Source organism: Calothrix sp. PCC 7507 (assembly GCF_000316575.1).
In the GTDB taxonomy this organism is placed as follows: domain Bacteria; phylum Cyanobacteriota; class Cyanobacteriia; order Cyanobacteriales; family Nostocaceae; genus Fortiea.
Window position 1 is genome coordinate 6557999 of the sequence record NC_019682.1, and the last position, 18453, is coordinate 6576451.

The 18453-nt window shown below is 44.2% G+C and carries 22 protein-coding genes and 1 riboswitch; of the genes, 15 read left to right on the top strand and 7 right to left on the bottom strand.

Annotation, left to right across the window (positions count from 1 at the left end; genetic code table 11):
- Positions 1-710 precede the first annotated feature (710 nt).
- From CAL7507_RS28120 to CAL7507_RS32530, 3 genes are all read right to left on the bottom strand, one after another.
- Positions 711-1421 (bottom strand): hypothetical protein, encoded by a 711-nt coding sequence (locus CAL7507_RS28120; RefSeq protein ID WP_015131882.1) that lies wholly within the window; start codon positions 1419-1421, stop codon positions 711-713.
- A gap of 224 nt (positions 1422-1645) precedes the next feature.
- Positions 1646-2587, bottom strand: a complete 942-nt coding sequence (locus CAL7507_RS28125) for a 1-aminocyclopropane-1-carboxylate deaminase/D-cysteine desulfhydrase (protein ID WP_015131883.1) — start codon at positions 2585-2587, stop codon at positions 1646-1648.
- A 471-nt stretch (positions 2588-3058) separates the two neighbouring features.
- The gene (locus CAL7507_RS32530) at positions 3059-3208 is read right to left on the bottom strand and encodes a hypothetical protein (RefSeq protein ID WP_160166370.1); all 150 of its coding nucleotides are present in this window, start codon (positions 3206-3208) and stop codon (positions 3059-3061) included.
- 117 nt (positions 3209-3325) lie between these two features.
- Here CAL7507_RS32530 and CAL7507_RS28130 point away from each other — a divergent pair, with 117 nt between their 5' ends.
- Positions 3326-3937, top strand: a complete 612-nt coding sequence (locus tag CAL7507_RS28130; protein ID WP_015131884.1) for a DNA-3-methyladenine glycosylase — start codon at positions 3326-3328, stop codon at positions 3935-3937.
- Positions 3938-4178: 241 nt separating this feature from the next.
- Here CAL7507_RS28130 and CAL7507_RS28135 read toward each other — a convergent pair whose 3' ends face one another.
- The 3 genes from CAL7507_RS28135 to CAL7507_RS28145 all read right to left on the bottom strand — a co-directional run bounded on the left by CAL7507_RS28135 (position 4179) and on the right by CAL7507_RS28145 (position 7235).
- Positions 4179-5903: a hypothetical protein gene (locus CAL7507_RS28135; protein ID WP_015131885.1), complete on the bottom strand. Its 1725-nt coding sequence runs from the start codon at positions 5901-5903 to the stop codon at positions 4179-4181.
- Between the two features lie 125 nt (positions 5904-6028).
- Positions 6029-6484 carry a hypothetical protein gene (locus tag CAL7507_RS28140; RefSeq protein WP_015131886.1) on the bottom strand — a complete coding sequence of 152 codons (456 nt, stop codon included), beginning with the start codon at positions 6482-6484 and terminating at the stop codon, positions 6029-6031.
- Between the two features lie 268 nt (positions 6485-6752).
- On the bottom strand, positions 6753-7235 hold the full coding sequence (locus CAL7507_RS28145; protein ID WP_015131887.1) for an adenosine-specific kinase: 483 nt from the start codon (positions 7233-7235) through the stop codon (positions 6753-6755).
- A 467-nt stretch (positions 7236-7702) separates the two neighbouring features.
- Between CAL7507_RS28145 and CAL7507_RS28150 the strand changes: the two genes are divergently transcribed.
- A complete protein-coding gene (locus tag CAL7507_RS28150) occupies positions 7703-8140 on the top strand; it encodes an Rrf2 family transcriptional regulator (protein ID WP_015131888.1) in 438 nt (145 codons plus the stop codon).
- A gap of 439 nt (positions 8141-8579) precedes the next feature.
- Here CAL7507_RS28150 and CAL7507_RS28155 read toward each other — a convergent pair whose 3' ends face one another.
- On the bottom strand, positions 8580-9020 hold the full coding sequence (locus CAL7507_RS28155) for a hypothetical protein (RefSeq protein ID WP_015131889.1): 441 nt from the start codon (positions 9018-9020) through the stop codon (positions 8580-8582).
- Between the two features lie 423 nt (positions 9021-9443).
- Between CAL7507_RS28155 and CAL7507_RS28160 the strand changes: the two genes are divergently transcribed.
- The 13 genes from CAL7507_RS28160 (at position 9444) to CAL7507_RS28215 (ending at position 18443) form a co-directional block, all read left to right on the top strand.
- Positions 9444-9788, top strand: coding sequence for a hypothetical protein (locus tag CAL7507_RS28160; protein ID WP_015131890.1), 345 nt, complete (start codon positions 9444-9446; stop codon positions 9786-9788).
- A 56-nt stretch (positions 9789-9844) separates the two neighbouring features.
- The gene (locus CAL7507_RS28165) at positions 9845-11995 is read left to right on the top strand and encodes a pentapeptide repeat-containing protein (protein ID WP_015131891.1); all 2151 of its coding nucleotides are present in this window, start codon (positions 9845-9847) and stop codon (positions 11993-11995) included.
- Between the two features lie 444 nt (positions 11996-12439).
- Complete coding sequence (locus CAL7507_RS33755; RefSeq protein WP_369750807.1) at positions 12440-12835, top strand: type IIL restriction-modification enzyme MmeI; 396 nt, start codon at positions 12440-12442, stop codon at positions 12833-12835.
- A gap of 183 nt (positions 12836-13018) precedes the next feature.
- Complete coding sequence (locus CAL7507_RS28175; protein WP_015131892.1) at positions 13019-13249, top strand: addiction module protein; 231 nt, start codon at positions 13019-13021, stop codon at positions 13247-13249.
- On the top strand, positions 13246-13536 hold the full coding sequence (locus CAL7507_RS28180) for a type II toxin-antitoxin system RelE/ParE family toxin (RefSeq protein WP_015131893.1): 291 nt from the start codon (positions 13246-13248) through the stop codon (positions 13534-13536). The genes CAL7507_RS28175 and CAL7507_RS28180 overlap by 4 nt, the downstream gene beginning before the upstream one ends.
- Before the next feature lie 10 nt (positions 13537-13546).
- Positions 13547-13822, top strand: a complete 276-nt coding sequence (locus tag CAL7507_RS28185; protein ID WP_369750953.1) for a type IIL restriction-modification enzyme MmeI — start codon at positions 13547-13549, stop codon at positions 13820-13822.
- 250 nt (positions 13823-14072) lie between these two features.
- Positions 14073-14306, top strand: coding sequence for a DUF2281 domain-containing protein (locus CAL7507_RS28190; RefSeq protein WP_042342564.1), 234 nt, complete (start codon positions 14073-14075; stop codon positions 14304-14306).
- 8 nt (positions 14307-14314) lie between these two features.
- Entirely contained in the window at positions 14315-14524 is a 210-nt protein-coding gene (locus CAL7507_RS33290) for a PIN domain-containing protein (protein WP_236556828.1), read from the top strand.
- Between the two features lie 245 nt (positions 14525-14769).
- The gene (locus CAL7507_RS28195) at positions 14770-15375 is read left to right on the top strand and encodes a Uma2 family endonuclease (RefSeq protein WP_015131895.1); all 606 of its coding nucleotides are present in this window, start codon (positions 14770-14772) and stop codon (positions 15373-15375) included.
- A gap of 13 nt (positions 15376-15388) precedes the next feature.
- A complete protein-coding gene (locus CAL7507_RS28200) occupies positions 15389-15652 on the top strand; it encodes a hypothetical protein (RefSeq protein ID WP_015131896.1) in 264 nt (87 codons plus the stop codon).
- Positions 15653-15929: 277 nt separating this feature from the next.
- Positions 15930-16424, top strand: a complete 495-nt coding sequence (locus CAL7507_RS28205; RefSeq protein WP_015131897.1) for a hypothetical protein — start codon at positions 15930-15932, stop codon at positions 16422-16424.
- 467 nt (positions 16425-16891) lie between these two features.
- Positions 16892-17049, top strand: a riboswitch (cobalamin riboswitch).
- A 20-nt stretch (positions 17050-17069) separates the two neighbouring features.
- Positions 17070-17489 carry a DUF1636 domain-containing protein gene (locus CAL7507_RS28210; RefSeq protein WP_015131898.1) on the top strand — a complete coding sequence of 140 codons (420 nt, stop codon included), beginning with the start codon at positions 17070-17072 and terminating at the stop codon, positions 17487-17489.
- A 210-nt stretch (positions 17490-17699) separates the two neighbouring features.
- Positions 17700-18443, top strand: a complete 744-nt coding sequence (locus tag CAL7507_RS28215) for a cobalt-precorrin-6A reductase (protein ID WP_015131899.1) — start codon at positions 17700-17702, stop codon at positions 18441-18443.
- Positions 18444-18453: the final 10 nt, after the last annotated feature.

The window sequence follows — 18453 nt, forward strand, 5'->3', positions numbered from 1 at the left end:
TGAAATTTACCTGGGTTGATGACGGGGGACACTGAGTCATTACCCATTTAGTTTAGATTGTGCTTTGTTTGGTGTCCTACTTATTAACTTACCACCTCATATCAGCAGTCACTAACTATTATTTACCAAAGTTGATGTTTTGTTAGATTTTGCAATATTGAAAGCTAGAGATACCTGAATTCTACCCTTTGGGAAACGGGTGCGTCCCAGTTTTTATAAACGCCCATAGGAACCAGTAGCCTGGGGCTATAAATACGAAGCCTGCTGACCCAGACTATGAGTGTTTATAGCCTGGGTCAGCAGGCATTGTTCGTGTAGCAATACCCTAAAAGGGTATTGATTAAAAAAGTGGGATGCTTCCTCGGTAAACCGCTTTGCATCTACGTTTGTCCTCCGGCTTCGGTTAAAACTTCTCTTATAGCGGTTCTCGGTCGGATGCAATACAATCCGAGGGCAGGAAAACCCAGCCCCTTGTATCTTAAATAGAAGAGCCAAGGAATCAAGTCCGTAGCTTTGACTTTGTTGAAATTATTTGCACAACGATTACTTGAGCGCGGCAAGGTCAAAATGTAAGTCCTTGGTGCTGTTATGCGTAAGCTCTTGCATTTTGCTTTTGCGATTTTAAAATCCCAAAAGCCTTTTGACCCTGATTATCTCGCTCATGCCTCTTGACGAATCAAGACAGTATCTACAGGCTTTGTGATTTTCAACTATTTCGCCCTTGGTTCTAAAACGATTTGCAAGCCTGATTTATCGACATGATAAGTCCAAGATTGCGCCTTCACCTTGACAATCACTTCCCACCCTTCGATAGGTTTGTAAATCTGGGCGCAGATTTCGCCAAAGTTGAATTCACAAGCATTACCAAAAGTTTGAAATTTAACGTCAGTGATTTTTAAACTAGCAATTGCCACCCCGGAACGCTTGGCAGCATCCGTTAAAATTGTATTGGCGATCGCTTTTGGTAGTTGAGTATTAGCTGCTAGGTTAATCTGAGGATCTAAAATGATTTGCGAGCCAGATTTATTCACATGATAAGTCCAAGATTGCGCCTTCACATTGACAATCACTTCCCAACCTTCGATGGGTTTATATTCCCTGGTACAAACTTCACCAAAATTAAAAATGCAGGGATTTGCAAAAGTTTCTGGGATGATTTCCGTGATTTTCAATTTAGCAATTTTTAACCCAGAACGCTTTGAGGCGTCACGTAGTATATTTCGAGAAATATCTCTCGGTAGCTTTTGAGAGTTTTGGGACAGTTGATTTTGTTCTGTAGTCGGAGCAGCTGTACTAGGACTTTTGTCAGTCAATCCAATTCCACAAGATAGTAAGCTCGTTAATGTTAGGGTCAATATCACCCCTCTAGAAAGCTTGCAGAGGTTGTCGATGAAAGGCGATCGCTTAATCAGAGAGTTCATAGCATTCTATTGGGAAAATTGAATAGCTGATATTTGATATGACGCTACATTTTCAATCCAGTTTCTCTGCCATCAATTCCGGAAATGCCTACCATATCCCACCAATCATGTCAATATTAGCTTGTGAGCGGTCTTTCAACTCAGCACTCTTCATTGATAATGGGCTGTGATCTCCCCGACTTCTTGAAGAAGTCGGGGAGCTGAACACCACTAACCCTGTAAAATTAATGAGTTTTTGATGATTTTTGCAGCCGTTGCTCAATACCAACATTTCCTTGTAAGCCGCCAGTGTGTATTAATAATAGGCGATCGCCTCTCGGAAAAAATCCCTGCTGTAGCAAATGCATCACGCCATAAAACATTTTTGCGGTATACACGTAATCTAGAGCTACGTTGTGTTCTTGGGTGAACTGCTGGCTGAATAACAATAGTTGATCATTTACCTTGGCATAGCCGCCCATGTGATAATCACACAACAATTCCCAAGGTGCGGGATAGTCAAATGGTGCAGGGAAATTTGATGTGAGATAATTTTTCAGCAGATCGTCTATTTCTTGGTTTAGGAATTCTCCTGCTTTCAACACAGGAAAACCGATAACTCGTTGCTGTTTGTCTAGTGAAAGTGCAATCCCAGCAAGGGTTGTTCCTGTGCCGCAGGCTAAACATACAGTATCAAATACATCTAACTTACTAATTATTTCCGTACAACCGCGCACACCGTTGAGGTTGTTACCACCTTCGGGAACGATCAGCACCTCACCAAAGCGTTGCTGTAAATCCGCCTGCAATGCTGTTGTGTGACGCTGTCGGTAAGTTTCCCGGTCGATGTATACAAGCTGCATACCCTGCTGCACAGCAAAACTCAGCGTAGGATTTAAAGGTAGCCTTTCCTCTCCACGGATCACGCCAATGGTGCGGAAACCAAAAAGATTACCGGCAGCCGCAGTTGCATAGATGTGGTTAGAATAAGCACCCCCAAAAGTCAGCAGCGTCGTAATATTTTGCTGCTTGGCTTCTAAAAGGTTGTATTTCAACTTGAACCATTTATTACCGTTAATCAAGGGGTGCATCAGATCCAGACGCAGCAAGGACAAATCAACACCAGCCAAGCGGGCGATCGCACTGTGAATTTGTTGTCTAGGAGGCGGAAGAAAGTTTGAGTACATGGGAGGGTTACGGCAAGATAGCTAAAAAATCTGCATATTACTGCCCATAAGTGCTGATATCTAAGGACTACCAGTGCAAACTCAGTTAATCTTAGGATTTCACAGTGCTGCAATACGCCGAACATTCCTGCTTTGTCTGTAAGAAAATTATTAGTTATCGCATGGAGGTAGAAGTGACTAGCAGTGGAATTAATAAAATTTTTTGGCAACCAGTGGACTCAACGCCTAATCAACAAGAGATTAGCAGGTGTCCAAGATGTCGCGCTCAAGTATCAAGATACTTTGGATATTCATTTAAAGCCAGTCAGTAAATATGTGAGATACAGAAAACATTGACACCCAGAGACTTTTAAGCCTGTTCCCTGCTATAGCAGTCCCCATCTAAATGGGAACCGTTATATAAGCTTAGTTAAAGGCGATGCTTTTCACAATATCGCCATTTGAAAATGTGGACAAAGTAATCATTTTTTGCTATTCATTTTCTGGTTGATTGCTAGCCAGTTGTAATGAAGCGGTGAGCGATCGCTGCTTGATCGTGTAGCGTTTTTCCCTACAGCGATCGCTCAACAACTGGCGATGGTTGGGAGTTTTGAGGTAGTAAGCTCTTGCTCTTTTCCTCATGCGACTTGTTCACTCTCCCGTCCTGTTCATATGTCAATTTAAACTGCAACAGAAAACTTTTGGCTGCCAAATTGCCATAATATTTTTGCCTAGACTTGATTAAGGTGAAAATGTTAAATGGACTACTCTTTTGCCATTGCTGCGCTCAAAACGAGCGATCGCATCCTCGCCCCCATAATTGAGCAAATCGGTGTTTGTCAACTTGACCAAGTGCAGCAAACTGGAGACTTATTTTATTCCCTATCTCGGTCAATCCTCTACCAACAACTTTCTGGCAAAGCCGCCGCAGCTATCCATCACCGATTTCTCCAGCTTTATGCTGATGAACCCTTTCCTACCCCAGAAGCTGTCCTCAACACAACCGATGAAACATTGCGCGGGGTAGGGATTTCCCGTCCCAAAGTTGTCTATCTCAAAGACTTGGCGCAAAACATCCTCAATGGGTTGCCGACTTTAACAGAATTAGAGGCAATGGAAGACGAAGCCATCATTAAAATCCTCACACAAGTCAAAGGCATAGGACGTTGGACAGTACAGATGCTATTAATTTTTCGCCTGCATCGCCCTGATGTGCTACCTGTCGATGACTTAGGTATTCGTTCCGGAATCCGTCGCATCTATTCCCTACCCGAATTACCCGACAAAAAGACTGTGGAAAAATTGGGACAACAATGGAAACCCTATTGTACAGTTGCCTCTTGGTATATATGGCGGAGTCTGGAGTTATAAGTTACTAGACTGAAAAACCAACACCCAACAAGGTTTCAGCAAATTTTCGAGTTTGACCCATCATCAAATTAGTTTATTTTCTGCAAACTTGCATAATCTTGCGGCGATGAGGTGAGAAGTATACAGAACGACGACCTCCTAGAAGTTGATACCTCCCCCTGATCTCCAGGGGTTTTTTGTTTTTATAGACGTAGACAGGTGGGCAACTGCCCACCATATCAGGGTTTTAGCCGAAAATACCTTATTGACAAGGCTGTTCGCCAGGTTGGAGCATAAAAATCTGCTTGTAGGCTTGACAGTTCTCAGCTACAACCATTTTTTGTTGGGGATGTGTGGGTGCTTCTCTTCCCCCTCTCCACTCATTATCACCATCGAGAGTCTGGATAAAGCCCAACATAATGTTTGACTCTTTCAGCCGGGAACTACTCCCTAAATCTGTTAATAGCTGATTCACTCCATCTTTACTTACTAGTATTAGCTTGCTGATTGTCGCCGTATTATAAGCTGCCGGAAACTGTTGGTAGTCAAACGACTCTGAAGGATTGGTATAGCCTGAATCATTAATCCGCAAATATTTTTTGTTGAATGTTTGCAAGTTCACATGTTCTCCAGCACCTTGAGAAAACACCTGATCAAAGTACCTTTCTGGGTTTTCCAGGTATGCTTTTAGCTCATCTATACTCATACCAGTAGCACTCTTGACAATGGCATCATAAATATTAGCTTTCAGTTGTCTGATAGGGGCAGCTAATGGGCCCAGAACATCACCAATAATGCTACTAAGTTTGCTAGCTAATGCGGCGAACTGTCCCACAGCATCCGGTGCGCCAGACATTGATATCAAGTGATTGTTGACGTAATTTTGGAGAATAGTTTTAGCTTCTTCTACTTTCGCCTTGCGATCGGGATTAAAGAACAGCGCCTTAGCAACTTTGTCACTGACTTGAGGCCATGCTTTCAAACCGCTGTTGATATCCTCACGCCAATATTCTTTGTAAGTTACTGTTAAACCATTAGCAGTCACATAAGCACCTTTTTGTACCTGAATTGCTGCTGCTTCAGCATATAACTTTGTGGCACTACAAGAAAAATCTAGGGCTTTGCAAGCTTTGGCTTTGCGAACTTTATCGTCATAACGTCGGTCATAGTCTGACTTCGCGGCATAATAAGCATCAATATCACGTTGTAATCTCGCTCTCAAGGTAGAGTAAATGCGTGGTATTGAGAACTCAGTTCCGCCGCCTCCTGGTTTCAACAGTGTTGTGTCTAAATATGAACCGGGTTTGGCATCGATCATGTTGTTATAGATGAAATCTTCAACTCCGGCAATACTAGCGTTGAAAAAATTAGCGTTGAGTTCTTGCTTATTCAAACGCTTATCAACATATCCTTCTACCAGAATGTGTTTAATTGCATTTCCTGGTGGTGCAATTACAAAATGACCACCACTAAAATTATTGATGAATGTGTGACCATACATATCTCCCGCTGCATGGGTGAGATAACCAGTCACGAATGCTTTTTTCTGTGGTGTATTGTTACCTGGACTATTACTGAGGTTCCATAAATATTTTAGCCAAGTACCAGATCCACCCGCTATTCCTGTATCGTTTGGGGATGGGTGAATCACCTGCTGGCCAGTGAGGATATCTGGGTATGCATCTGGGCCTAATATACCGGCCCGGTATTGAGCAGGGTAAGCTTTCAGCGCTGCCAGAATAGTAGGATCAACCGGATAATCGCCTAGTTTAGAAAGGACTTTTCCATTTTGATAGTCAACACGATAAATGGTGACTTTGCCATCATCAAGGGCATCATTGAGTGCTTGTTGACCGAGATAAACATGGGTAGTTGGCTTCCACGCCAAAGCAGCATTTGGACAAGCTAACATTCCCACGAAAGTTGCAGCGATCGCTAATCGTAAATATCTCTTACTAAAAGAGATTAGGTGGTGAGATAGTGCCATATTTTTTACTGTTCACTTCTGTAGATATGGAAGTGAATCATATCAAACAATTAGGTATTATTAGCTACCTAATTTATTGAGAAATTATTAATTAATTCTTTGAATTTTGCTGAGTCTGATTTGGGTTAAGAGTGAGATGATTTCAGCGGTTCTTGCCACTTTTTGCTCCTAATTTGGGGTAATCGCATCCATTGCAAAGCAACAAAATTTAATACTAAACCAATGATGAATAAAATCACCATCAAAGTAATTTGATACCAAAAAACTGGCTTAATCAATAAATCTGAAACAAGATGAAACAAATTGAGGATACTGTAAAATACAGTCAAGCCAAAATGAATGATTCTATAGCCTCTGGCATCAGTAAAAGCGGTGGCAATAATTGTCAACATTGGTAGCACAAAAAAGCCCAACATCAACCACATAATTACCGAAATTTCACTCATGGTTGTGGCTTGCTGAGACTCAGCAACAGGTAAACCGTGGAATAATGGCATTAAAGCCAGTTGCGTATGAAATAAAATCCCTAGTAGAAATACGATCCAAAGGACAATGATTCTTTCTTGATAATTAATAGCCATAAATCCTCCTTATACAAAAAGGATGAAGTCTGAAGTCTGAAGTCTGAAGTCTGTACCCCTGCGGGGAAGCAAGCTACGCGTAGCGTCTCCGTAGGAGAAGTCTGAATAAACTTGTAGATTCAAATCCGCTAATTTTAATTATGGGGATTTCCCTGTTTTCCGTTCCCCTTTAATGCTAGTACAGCACAGCGAAAGCAAACATACCATTCCCAATGGCGCAAAAGCTCGGAATACAATTCTTTTGACTTTTGACTTCCGCCTTGCGGTACTAGTGCTTGTAACCAATCTGACGCATTAACTCCTGGCGTGCTGTCACATCTGAAGATGTTTCTAATCCTCTGGGTACAAATCCATCAACTACACCGAGAATGCTCCTGCCTTGCTGCGTTTGTGCCACAATGACCTCTACCGGGTTAGCTGTTGCACAATAAATCGTACAAACTTCAGGACACTGCTTGATAGCATTCAGAAAGTTGATGGGATAACCTTCCTTGAGCAGGATCACAAAACTGTGTCCAGCGGCGATCGCCTGAGCATTCTGATTTGCGATATCTTGGAGAGAGCGATCGCTTCCTGTCGTTCTGATGAGGCAAGCTCCCGATGCTTCACAAAAAGCAATACCAAACTTGACCTGTGAAGAGATGCCGATCATAATTTCGTACAGGTCTTCCACGGTTTTGATAAAGTGAGCCTGTCCCAAAATGAAGTTGCAGCCTTCAGGGATTCGCATTGCCACTGATTTGAGTTCCATTTTTTTGCCCTCTTAGCCCAGAACTCAACTAAACAAAGTTGTTAGTAACTATTTTTATATTTTTTTGAGTGACTAGCTCCATAAGTACATATTTCCTGACATAAAAAATCGGGTTCACATTTTCTCAGAAAAGTTTGGACTGGAAATGTCAATCTGTACAAGGGATGATATTTTTAGTTATTCACAGAATTTGAGAGAGTAATAAGCTGATAATTCCCCTTTTGCCGGGGGATTAGGGGAGTTAAAGCTTTATATCAACCATATTGTGTAAAAAGTGAAGTTTTCAATAACTTTTATTTATTAAATTGAAAAGTAAAAATATTTGCTTCTATCGTTGAGAGTGACTAAAGTTAAATCAGTCAGTCTATCAAAAATTGAGTGTTCAATTTCGCTCATTAGCAAGTCAATAGAAAAATTAATAGTGACTGTGCAAATTTAATTACAAATATCTATCAAAAATTACATCTGTGGAACTCTCTAACAAATCTGAATATGCGCTTCTAGCCCTGTTAGAGCTGGCGAGTCGTTACTCTAGTGGCGAATCTTTGCAAATCCGACAGATGGCAGTGCTGCAAGATATACCAAATCGATACTTAGAACAATTACTAGCAACCTTAAGACGTGGGGGTTTGATTAAGAGCATACGCGGGGCTAAAGGTGGTTATGTTCTAGCACGAGATCCGCGAAAAATCACCCTACTCGAAATTTGGAGTTGCATTGAGGGCGTAGAGGCTGTTGTCCCTCATGTTGATAAGACTCCTGGAACCCTAGAAAATCAACTGATTCATGAAATTTGGCAAGAAGCGCGTCAGGCTGCTAATGCTGTCTTACAAAAATATACACTCCAAGACCTTTGTGAGCGGCGAGGTAAAAAGCAGCAGAAGCAATTGATGTACTACATATAGGAGTGTGCGGGGAATGGGGAATAGTTAGGAGTGTGGATTAAATAAAGTGCAAAAGTATTAGCGTGTCTAGACTAAAATAGTGCGTTAACCAAAAATAAATCGTACGGGCACGGCACTAGTAAGATTATCGGCTGACCGAAAAGATTTAGGATATCGTACGGGCACGGCACTAGTAAGGTTATCGGCTTGCCGAAAAGATTTAGGATGCCGTGCCCCTACTTCGCAACTCAATGAGATTGTCTTTTATGGGTGGTTCATTTGATTGAATTAATGCAACATTTAAGCCACGCCAGTAGGGTGTGTTAGCGTTCGCTTTTAGCGTTCCCGTAGGGAAGCGTAACGCACCATTTCAGGTTCTACAAGAATTGCAGGTTATTAAATTCGCGTTCCTTAGTAATATTCTCTCCCTGCTCCTTGCTCCCTGCAACGTCCTAATTGACTATTTCGACGGCTGCTGTTGTTGGGAAATCGAAAGGGTGTAGCTATGCTGTGCTGGGGATAGTTCGCCCACATATAGCGAGTAATTTCCAGGTTGCCAATAACCAGAAAATTGTGGTTTTCCTCCAGAATAACTATCTGCTAGGATACAGAAACGTCCGCCAGGCCCGTCAATCAAAAGTGTGGGTTTTCCTGCACTTTCGACTGTTAATCGTAAATAGGGCAGAGATTCCTTAATCTGGATAACTTGAGCAGGTTTTTTAGTGATATTACCGCAATTACTTGATACCGCTCCTCCAGATGTGCCATTTACAATCAGGGGATCTTGTGGGAGAGTCCGACTAATTTCGATTGGCGGTGTCTGAGCTAAAATAGCCTGGGTAAGAACCAAATTCATGACCAAGGCTATGGGAACAACCTTAAATGCCTGATGCGTCTTCATTTTAAATTATTGCTCAAGACTGTTGCTAGAGCGATACTTTTTATATATAAGTCTGGATCTTTAGACGGTGGCGATTTGTCTGTAGTTCCTTGTTTACTTTTCTTCACTCAGTTTGCTTTTAGGTTACTGAGCTTGTCGAAGTATTGTGCCGATTTACTTACGCAACACTGATACGATTTCAGAATATCCGGATTTGCGACTATAAATGATGAAATCCTTGCTATGAAGCTGTTTGAAAAATTGATGAGTGTATATCTTAAACAAAACTAGATGGCAGCCAACCCCAAAGAAATCTGATTTTTCCTTGTGTGAAAGGGTCTTGTTCACACAGACATTAGCTAAAATCACAGACACAACCACCAACAATTAGATTTAGTTGGTCTGTTTTTGAATTAAGTGTCCTAGCTGAGGTAAAACAGATTTATGAACCCTCAATCTGAAGAAGAGTTGCAGCGGCGTCTCCAAAAACTAGAGGCAGAGATTAAATCCTCATCAGTGGGGAGTACTCAAAAAGAAGCGCCAAGACAGGAATCTCAGTTTAGTTTTCCTAGCTTAAAGTTGCTCCTAGAGCGATCGCTAAACCGGTTGAATAGTTTGTCTGGGACAAAAAAGCTAGTGGTTTTGGGTACAACAGCAGTATTAGGCTTAGTGGTGCTGCAAACAGTGCTAAAACTCGTTGCATCCGTGATCAGTATGGCACTGTTAGCAGTGTTGGTGTATGTTGGATACAAATTTTTTGTATCTAGTGGCGTTCAACATAAAAAATAGTCTATTTTTAATGGCGCTGAGAGCGGTGTAGAAATAAAGTCAAAGGGAATTATGTAATGGTGACCCCGATTGTCAGGAGAAGTAATAATCAATCTAGTCCAGAAAAAGCCCATTCGCTGCCGCTAGCAACGAGGCGCTTTGCTGCTTGGGCAGCCGAAATCACACTGGTGGTTGCCAGTGGGCTGATTCCCTTCGGACTTGGCGTATATGCCAATTCTAGAAGCGATCTGAACCGCGTGCCGTTGAATCCTGTGTTGGTAGTTACAGAAAGAGCGATCGCTCGCCCTCTCGCCCTACCTGTCAGCTATGGCATCCGTAACGTCGCATGGCCAACTAATATCCTGTGGACAATAGCCCTATTAGCACCCGTCACACTCTCAACATGGCAATTATATTTACTGGCTAAAACAGGTAGCACCATTCCCAAACGTTGGCTGGGTGTGCGAGTTGTCAGCGAACAAATCACACCCCCTGGTATTGGGTCAGTTTTGGTACGAGAAGGAATTGGTCGAACGACTGTTCCCCTATCTGTGGCCTATCTATTGTGGCGCTACAGCTTAGTATTTCCTCACCTAGGAGTTTTCGCGGTTTTAGCCATGCTGATGGTGATGGCAGAAGGAATTGGCTGGCCATCAAAACAGGGGCGAAGGGCTTTGCACGATCGCCTCGCAGGTACTTACACCATAGATGCTACCCGCCCCTTGCCAGCCGCAATCTCAGGTAGCAACAGGCGCAATCAGTCCAGTCTGAACAATGTCACTGAAGAATGGCAAGAAGAAAACGAACCTGGAGCTATCTCACCACAACCCACACAACCACCATTCACAGTGCGTGGCTGGCTACAGCAGAATCCCAGTCAGATCCTGCTGGCGGTGGCACTTGTCGGCATGGCTTCTGTGTTATCAACTTTAGTTGGTACTCAGGTATACATCCAAAGTCAGGAAACCCAGCGCAAATCTCAGCAAATCAATAGTCAACAATTTCTCACACTGGTAAAACAGTTAAATTCCAACTCTACCGCCACCGATGAAGAGCGTCGGAGTGCAATTTTAGCGATGGGTACTCTCAAAGACCCCCAAGCAATCAAATTTTTGGCGGATCTGCTGGTGAAGGAAACCAACCCTGTCCTACTGGATACAATTCAACAAGCTTTAGTCAACACGGGACCCCAAGCCATCCTAGAATTAAAACGCATTAATCAGTTTCTGGCTGGCGAGATAGAATCTCTAGGTAATGCACCCCAAGAGCGGGAAGTGCGACAACAGCGCCTACAAATCAACCAAAAAGCGATCGGCAAAATTCTCGCCGTCTACGGTGGACAAACTCAAGGCATCGATTTGAGCCGCACCCAATTGGGTCAAACTGGCATTGGCGAAGGTTCCTCAATCAACTTGGTGCTAAATAACGTTGATTTATCAGGAGTTAAGTTTAAATCTGCAAATCTTAGCCAAGGCAGTTTTAAAGGTAGCCGCTTCCGGAGTCCGGGTGAAGATGGACGTTGGGACACCTACGATGATGTGATTGCGGACTTGAGTCAAGTTGAGATGAAGCAAGCCAATCTCACCGATGCTAACCTTAGCCGCGTCGTCATGAACCGCAGCGATTTGAGCCGCGCCACTCTTAACCGCGCCAACTTATCTAATACACGTCTAATTGCCGCTAATCTCAGCAGCACCCAACTAGTAGGAGCCGATTTAACTGGTGCAGTTTTAGAAAATGCCAGCTTGACAGGGGCAGATTTAAGCGATGCCAAATTGAACGAAGCTGATTTATTTGCTGCTCATTTAGGTCGCGTCACTGCGATCGGCACGCAATTATCTTATGCCAACTTAACTAAAACTGATTGGCAAGGAGCAGATTTATCTGGCGTCTATTTGGATCATGCCAACCTCAGCAATGCTAATTTGAGTGCCACTCGTTTAACTGGTGCTGTTATGCGTTCAGCCAATCTGGAAAACGCCAACTTGCAGAATGCCGACCTTTCTCATGCAGATTTACAAGGGGCAAATCTCGCAGGGGCTGATTTTCGAGGAGCAATTCTTTCGCCTACCAAACAAGATCCAGCCGACCAATTTGTACAAACACCAGTTCAAGGCTCACAATCTGCTTTAGTCCAAGGTGTTGATTTTTCTCAAGTTAAAAATTTAGATTCCAAGCAAATGGCTTACATTTGCACTCAAGGAGGTATTCATCCTCATTGTCCGTAAACAGTTATCAGTAAACAACATGATAACTGTTTACTGTTTACAAAATATCGGCAATAGCGATCGCAACCTACATCGTCGAAAATCAGGGTAAGATTTCAAAATTGCGTTAAGAGGCAATAAGCGATCCCCTGAAATACTCATGGTTGGCGTATGAATGCAGTTGAAATTGAAGAAGCCGTTTCCCTTTGCCTTCCTCGAAGCCTTTGGCAACAAGCCGACGACGATCAAGCGGCTGAAAAGCAATAGCTCAGACCAATCTGATACCATTTTGGATTTTAGATTTTAGATTTTGGATTGTCAGAGAGCTACTGTATAAGCTTCCGCCCATTCCATCTGTCGCATTCTTTTTTTTAATTGGTATGACCTACCCGGTGGCGTACTCCAGCGCAACAATATCCAGAAGTTAGACAACCATCAAATAGCCCACCTTTGGTAGTACCGAAAGTGAGTTCGGAGCAGCGACCATTTCTGCCAGTGGGCTATATGTCTGCGAAAACGATCGTTTCCGACAATGCCTTCGCCCTCTACGATGCCCCGCTCTGGAACATGGCACTCATCGCCTCACGCCTGCACCTCGTCTGGATCGCCACCCTCACGGAGCAAAACAAAGCCGACCTCACCCGCTGCGCTGAAGACATCCTGCTAGCGCGGGAACACTACTTCCCAGCGACAATCGCCGACATGTACAATCCTGATCGTATGGACAGAGTTTCCCTTGGTCAGGGAAGCCCACGATTTGCCTGCGGCAACGCTACGCGAACGCAACGACGAAATCCTAGAGCGCATCTACATCGGTCGCCGCTTCAAAAACGATACCGAACGCCTAGAGAAACTGTTTGAACTCTATACCAAAATGACCACACAGCAGGCTTCGCAGAAAAAGTCTAGCAACGCAAACCTAAAGTGACCTAGATTGGATGGAACGTAAGCTCACCCAACACCAGCAATAGTGAGTTATTTCGCCATGCTACACCCAACCTTCACGTTAAAATCAGACCATTCCCACTAGAGTAAAACGAGCCAATGCTAACCTTAGACCAACTCATTGCAGAAGCCACTGCATTACCCGATGCAGACAAGGCTATTCTCATTGACAAAATTGTGGAAAGCATGACAGGACAAATCGACCAAGATATTTTGATAGCAGGCGTGCAGAAAGCTCAAGAACGCATTGCCGAAATTGATAGCGGCGCAGTCCAAACCATTCCTGGAGATATCGCCTTGGCTCAAGTCCGGCAACTTCTAGGAAAATGAAATATGAATTTCACCCCGCCGCCTTGCAAGAATATGCAGAAGCTGTGCAATTTTTTGCCCAGTATGACAAACATCAGAATTTTATCGACATTATAGAAAACTCTATATTTCACATCGTTGGTACACCAGAGCGCTGGCCGATCATTGAAGGGCAGATTCGTCGTTATTTGACCTCCAAGTTTTCCTATTCCATCTTGTATAGAGTCTATTCAGATCGCATTGTGATTGTCGGGATCATGAGTTGTCGTCGCGATCCAGACTATTGGAAAGATCGCCTAGAATCGTAAAATCAACCTTATCCGTTGCGCCCAAGAGATTCTGCTAGCACGCGAACAATACTTCTCTATCACCATTGCCGATATGTACGATTGCGATCGCATGGACAGCGAATTCCCCATAGTCCGAGAAGCCCACGACCGCAATGACGAAATCCTAGAGCGCATCTACAGCGATCGCCGCTTCAAAAACGACACCGAACGCCTGGAAAAACTCTTCGAGCTATATACTAAAATGACCAACCAGCCAGCATCATCCAAAAAGTCTTTCAACCGCGCACCTAAAGGTACTCAATAAGGAAGACGTTACACTATACACGGGGATTCTAGTCATGGCTAAAACAACTGTAGAACGGCAAATACGGAATGCTAAAATTAGGCTAGATTCCTTGGCGCAAAACGATAACTTATAGAAAAATGAAATAAGCTGTTGCGTATTTAATTTGTATACTAGACGCGGGCAAGATGCCCGCACTACAATAATTTTGCATTTTTGTGTTATTCAATTTAGCTGCACATCAGCTGATGAATTTCACCCCTTAAAAATCATGACAGCCACCGAAAAACTCTACCAGCTAATCCAATCCCTCTCAGAAAACCAAATCAACGAAGTCCTCAACTTCGCCGAATTTCTCCACCAAAAACAACTCACCCCCCCTCAAGCTATCACCCCCGGCACCCTCACCGGACTCCGGGGCATCGCCAAACGTCCCGGATCAGCCCCAAACGATGATGACCTGCGAGCAGAATATACCGACTATCTCACCCAAAAATACCAATAAGCCTGCCCGTGAAAATTCTCATCGATACCAACGTTGTCCTCGATCTACTCCTGGAAAGAGAACCCTTTGTCGAGAATGCGATCGCCCTCTTCGAGCAAATTGAACAGGGCAACTTGGAAGGCTTCATCACTGCAACCACCATCACCAATATTTTCTACATCATCCGTCAATCGCCAGACCATCGAAACCGCTCTCAGCTTGGGACTGAAAGACTTTGAAGACAGCATCCAACTAGCTTGATGGGATTGTCACCCGCGATCGCAAAGACTTCATCGGTAGCAATCTCCCCATTTACTCCCCTGCCGAACTCTTAAATCAGATATAGCTGCTCCACACCAGCCTTCCACCCTCACCGATCAAAGTCTACCAAACGTCAGTAAAGGAACTAAATAGTAAGAAGCACCCCTCCAGTCTTGCCACAAAGCCATAAAATCCAACGCCGAACACACTCAAAGCCAGTGCCGTGACCTACACACCAGCGAAAACCCTCACTGTTGATCAATTCATTGCCCAATATGGCGATGATTCCCGCTATGAACTTGCCGATGGAGAACTGATTGACATGGAACCGACAGGTCCCCATGAAACCGTTAGTGATAAGCTTGCCACCCAAATTGGGATTGCCATTACAAATGCCAAATACCCCTGGTTTATTCCCCGCACTTGCCTCATTCAACCCTTCGCAGAGGTTGCCACCGCTCGTCATCCCGACATTATCGTCCTAGACGAAACGCTCTTGGACAATGAACCCCTCTGGCAGCGGCAACCTGTGATTATGTCCGGTCGCTCCATCAAACTGGTTGTTGAAGTGGTCAGCACCAACTGGGAAACAGATTATGCCCGCAAGGTTGAAGAATATGCGCTGTTAGGCATCCCCGAATATTGGATTGTCGATTATCGGGGGCTAGGGGGCATCGCCTTCATTGGTAAACCGAAACAACCCACCTTCACCGTCTGCCAATTGGATAGAGAGGAGTATCGTCAGCGCCAATATCGACTCGGTGAGGCGATCGCCTCAGGACTGTTACCCGACTTGCAACTGCGATTAAACGATATTCTTCCTCTATAGCTGCTGCCAACCCATGAGCAACCCGATTGCCATTCCTGCTGTTTCCGTCACCTACGCCCAAGATGGCACATCTACAACTCCAAATGCCCTTGGTATGCGCCCCATGCAGGAACGTGCCTACCAAAAGCGCGGCGAACAATACCTCCTGATTAAATCGCCCCCTGCCTCCGGCAAAAGTCGGGCATTGATGTTCATCGCCCTAGACAAGCTCGAAAACCAATTGAAAAAATCAAAGAAGGAACCATCGATCAATTTCGATATGATCCGAAGACAATGAAGAGTGCTGAGTGCTGAGTTGAAAGACCGCCCACAAGGGGCGGGGTATCAACCTTCTCCCGATTGTTGATTCCGCCCACAAGGGGCGGGGCTTTTACCATAGTGCAAAAGTACTGAGTATTCAATCTTCTTTACTCAGCACTCAGTACTGAGTACGGTAAACCTCACGCGATCGTAATGTTACCCAATTCTCAATACTCAAAAAATATCCACAATAGCGATCGCATAAAATATTCAAATACATCTTTAAAATCCAAGATGGTGAGAGGAAACGGGCAATGAAGCATCTTCCGTATTTGGTTGCAGTTCTAGGGGCTAGTTCGGTGTTGAGTCTGGCTGTGATTACCCAACCAGCACAAGCTCAAGTAGCCTATGGTAGTTATGTCGGTATAGGCCCGGCTATTGGACTTTCTGATGGTTCTCAGATTGGCGGGGTGATAGCTTTCCGCTACAAACTGCTAGAAACACCGATTTCTTTACGTGCCCAAGCTTTAGTTGGTCAGGGTACTGCAGTTGTGCCCACTGTTTCTTATGATGTCCCACTGAACTGGCAAACTGATGCCTACTTGGGTGCTGGGTTAGTGTTGGCTAGTGGTAACGACCCTTCACCTGTTGGTAATAAAATTAGCTTTGCCTTGCAACCAGGGATTGATTACATGATACCGAATAGCAACGCCGTGATTTTTGGTAACGCTATCATTGCCTTCGATGCCTACCGCAACGGCGGTGGTACGGCTTTTTCCTTGCAAGGTGGTGTGGGTTTGAGATTTTAATGTTTCTTGGTGTCTGGGCGTAGCTTGCTTCTCCGTCAGGAGTACAACCGTACCCTGCGGGTTCCGCTTTAGCGGTACGCCCTAGTGGTTTGTCAATTTTGTTTTGAGGGGTTTTTGGTAGTGCGGGCCGAAAAGCCCGCGTGAGCGAGACGCTCACACTACAGTCCCTCATTTCAACCCTGACAGACTACTAGGTATGCCCTTACAATGATGATTGCGTGGTGATTTTTATTCCAGAAATCTCTTTTGCTAGATATCTGCAATGAACAAGCAGTAGTAGGGGCAAGGTGTCCACAATTGCACGGTTAGGGACTTCCGGAAAATAACTTATCCAAATTTCCTCAGATAATATTTTTCTTTCTCCCCCTGCTCCCTGCTCCCATTCGGCTACGCTCACGGCAAGCCTGCTCCCTGCCGACAAAGCGATAGGATATTTTTTTAGTTGGAAGTCCCTTAGTGTATGATCAAACAAGTCATTCGGTTTTGGTGGGTATCAGCCACCAAAGGTAACGGGGAAAGTTAGGTGTAAGTCCAACGCTGTCCCGCAACTGTGAACTAACTTGAGATTTTAGAGCCATCTCAAATTGAGTGAGTCAGAACGCCCGCCAAAGGTGACTTTTTTTTCTACACATCTGCGAGGTACAGATGACTGCTGCTACAAATATTAAGACCAGCAATGCTTTGGATGTCTCTACTCATAGCCTATTTGTTTGTAAAACCTGTGCCAGTGTTTGGCAAGATGGGAAACGTGTAGGCGAAAGTGGAGGTCAAAAGTTATTACGACAGCTACAAGATTTAGCACAAGATTGGGACTTGCAAGATGAGTTTCCTATTCAGGAAGTGGAATGCATGAGTGCTTGTAACCGTTCCTGTGTCGTCGCTTTTGCTGCCCAAGACAAAATTACATATCTCTTTGGCGATTTAGCCGCTGATGGTAGTGCCTCTGCTGTTCTGGAATGTGCTGGTCAATATTATACTAAAGCCAATGGTGTACTGCCTTGGTCAGAACGACCTGAAGCGCTAAAAAAAGGTATTTTGGCTAAAATTCCCCCATTATCTCAGTAAACAGTTATCAAGATACAACATCTGAGTGGAGGACTTTGTAGAGCAACGGCTTGCAGCAGTTCTGGTGCTGATAACTGATAATACCATTTCACTTTAATAATGATACAGATGCGTTTGTAAGGGCACGGCATTGCCGTGCTGCTACGAGAAATCTGTCCGTATCAGTGTTTTCTTGAATTGGTATAACTATTGAAAATCGCTGCAAATATTATGCGGGTTTTAATTTTGGGTGGAACGGGAGATGCTGCTGAACTAGCTGCGAGAGTTGCTGCTATTGAGGGAGTTGAGGCGATTACATCTTTAGCTGGTCGTACTCGTGAACCATCAATCCCGTTAGGTGATTTCCGGATTGGTGGTTTTGGCGGGGTGGCGGGATTAGCTAACTATCTTCGTCAGATGAGAATTGATTTGTTGATTGATGCTACCCATCCTTTTGCAACTCAAATTTCCTGTAATGCGGTAGATGCGGCTAGTGAAGTTGGAGTCCCCCGTCTGATGTTAATCCGTCGCCCTTGGCAAAAAGTAAGTGGCGATCGCTGGATTGAAGTAGATACGGTGGAAGCCGCCGCAAAAGCACTCCCACTCCAAGCACAGCGGGTATTTTTAACTGTCGGTAGGCAAGAACTAGGCACTTTTGCCAACCTGAAAGATATTTGGTTTTTGATGCGAATTATTGATCTACCAACTCCTGATGCTGTAATGCCGCCAGGGTTAATATTATGCGATCGCGGCCCTTTTGCCCTACATCATGAAAGGGAAATTATTATTCACCACAAAATCGACACCATTGTCAGCAAAAATAGCGGTGGTGATGCCACCTATGCCAAAATTATCGTCGCGCGGGAACTTGGATTGCAAGTTGTCATGGTAAATCGTCCAGCCAAACCTCCAGGGGAGCAGGTTATGGATGTTGAAGAGGCTTTAGCTTGGCTGCTAGATAAATGCAAACAGTAAGACTTTCCTT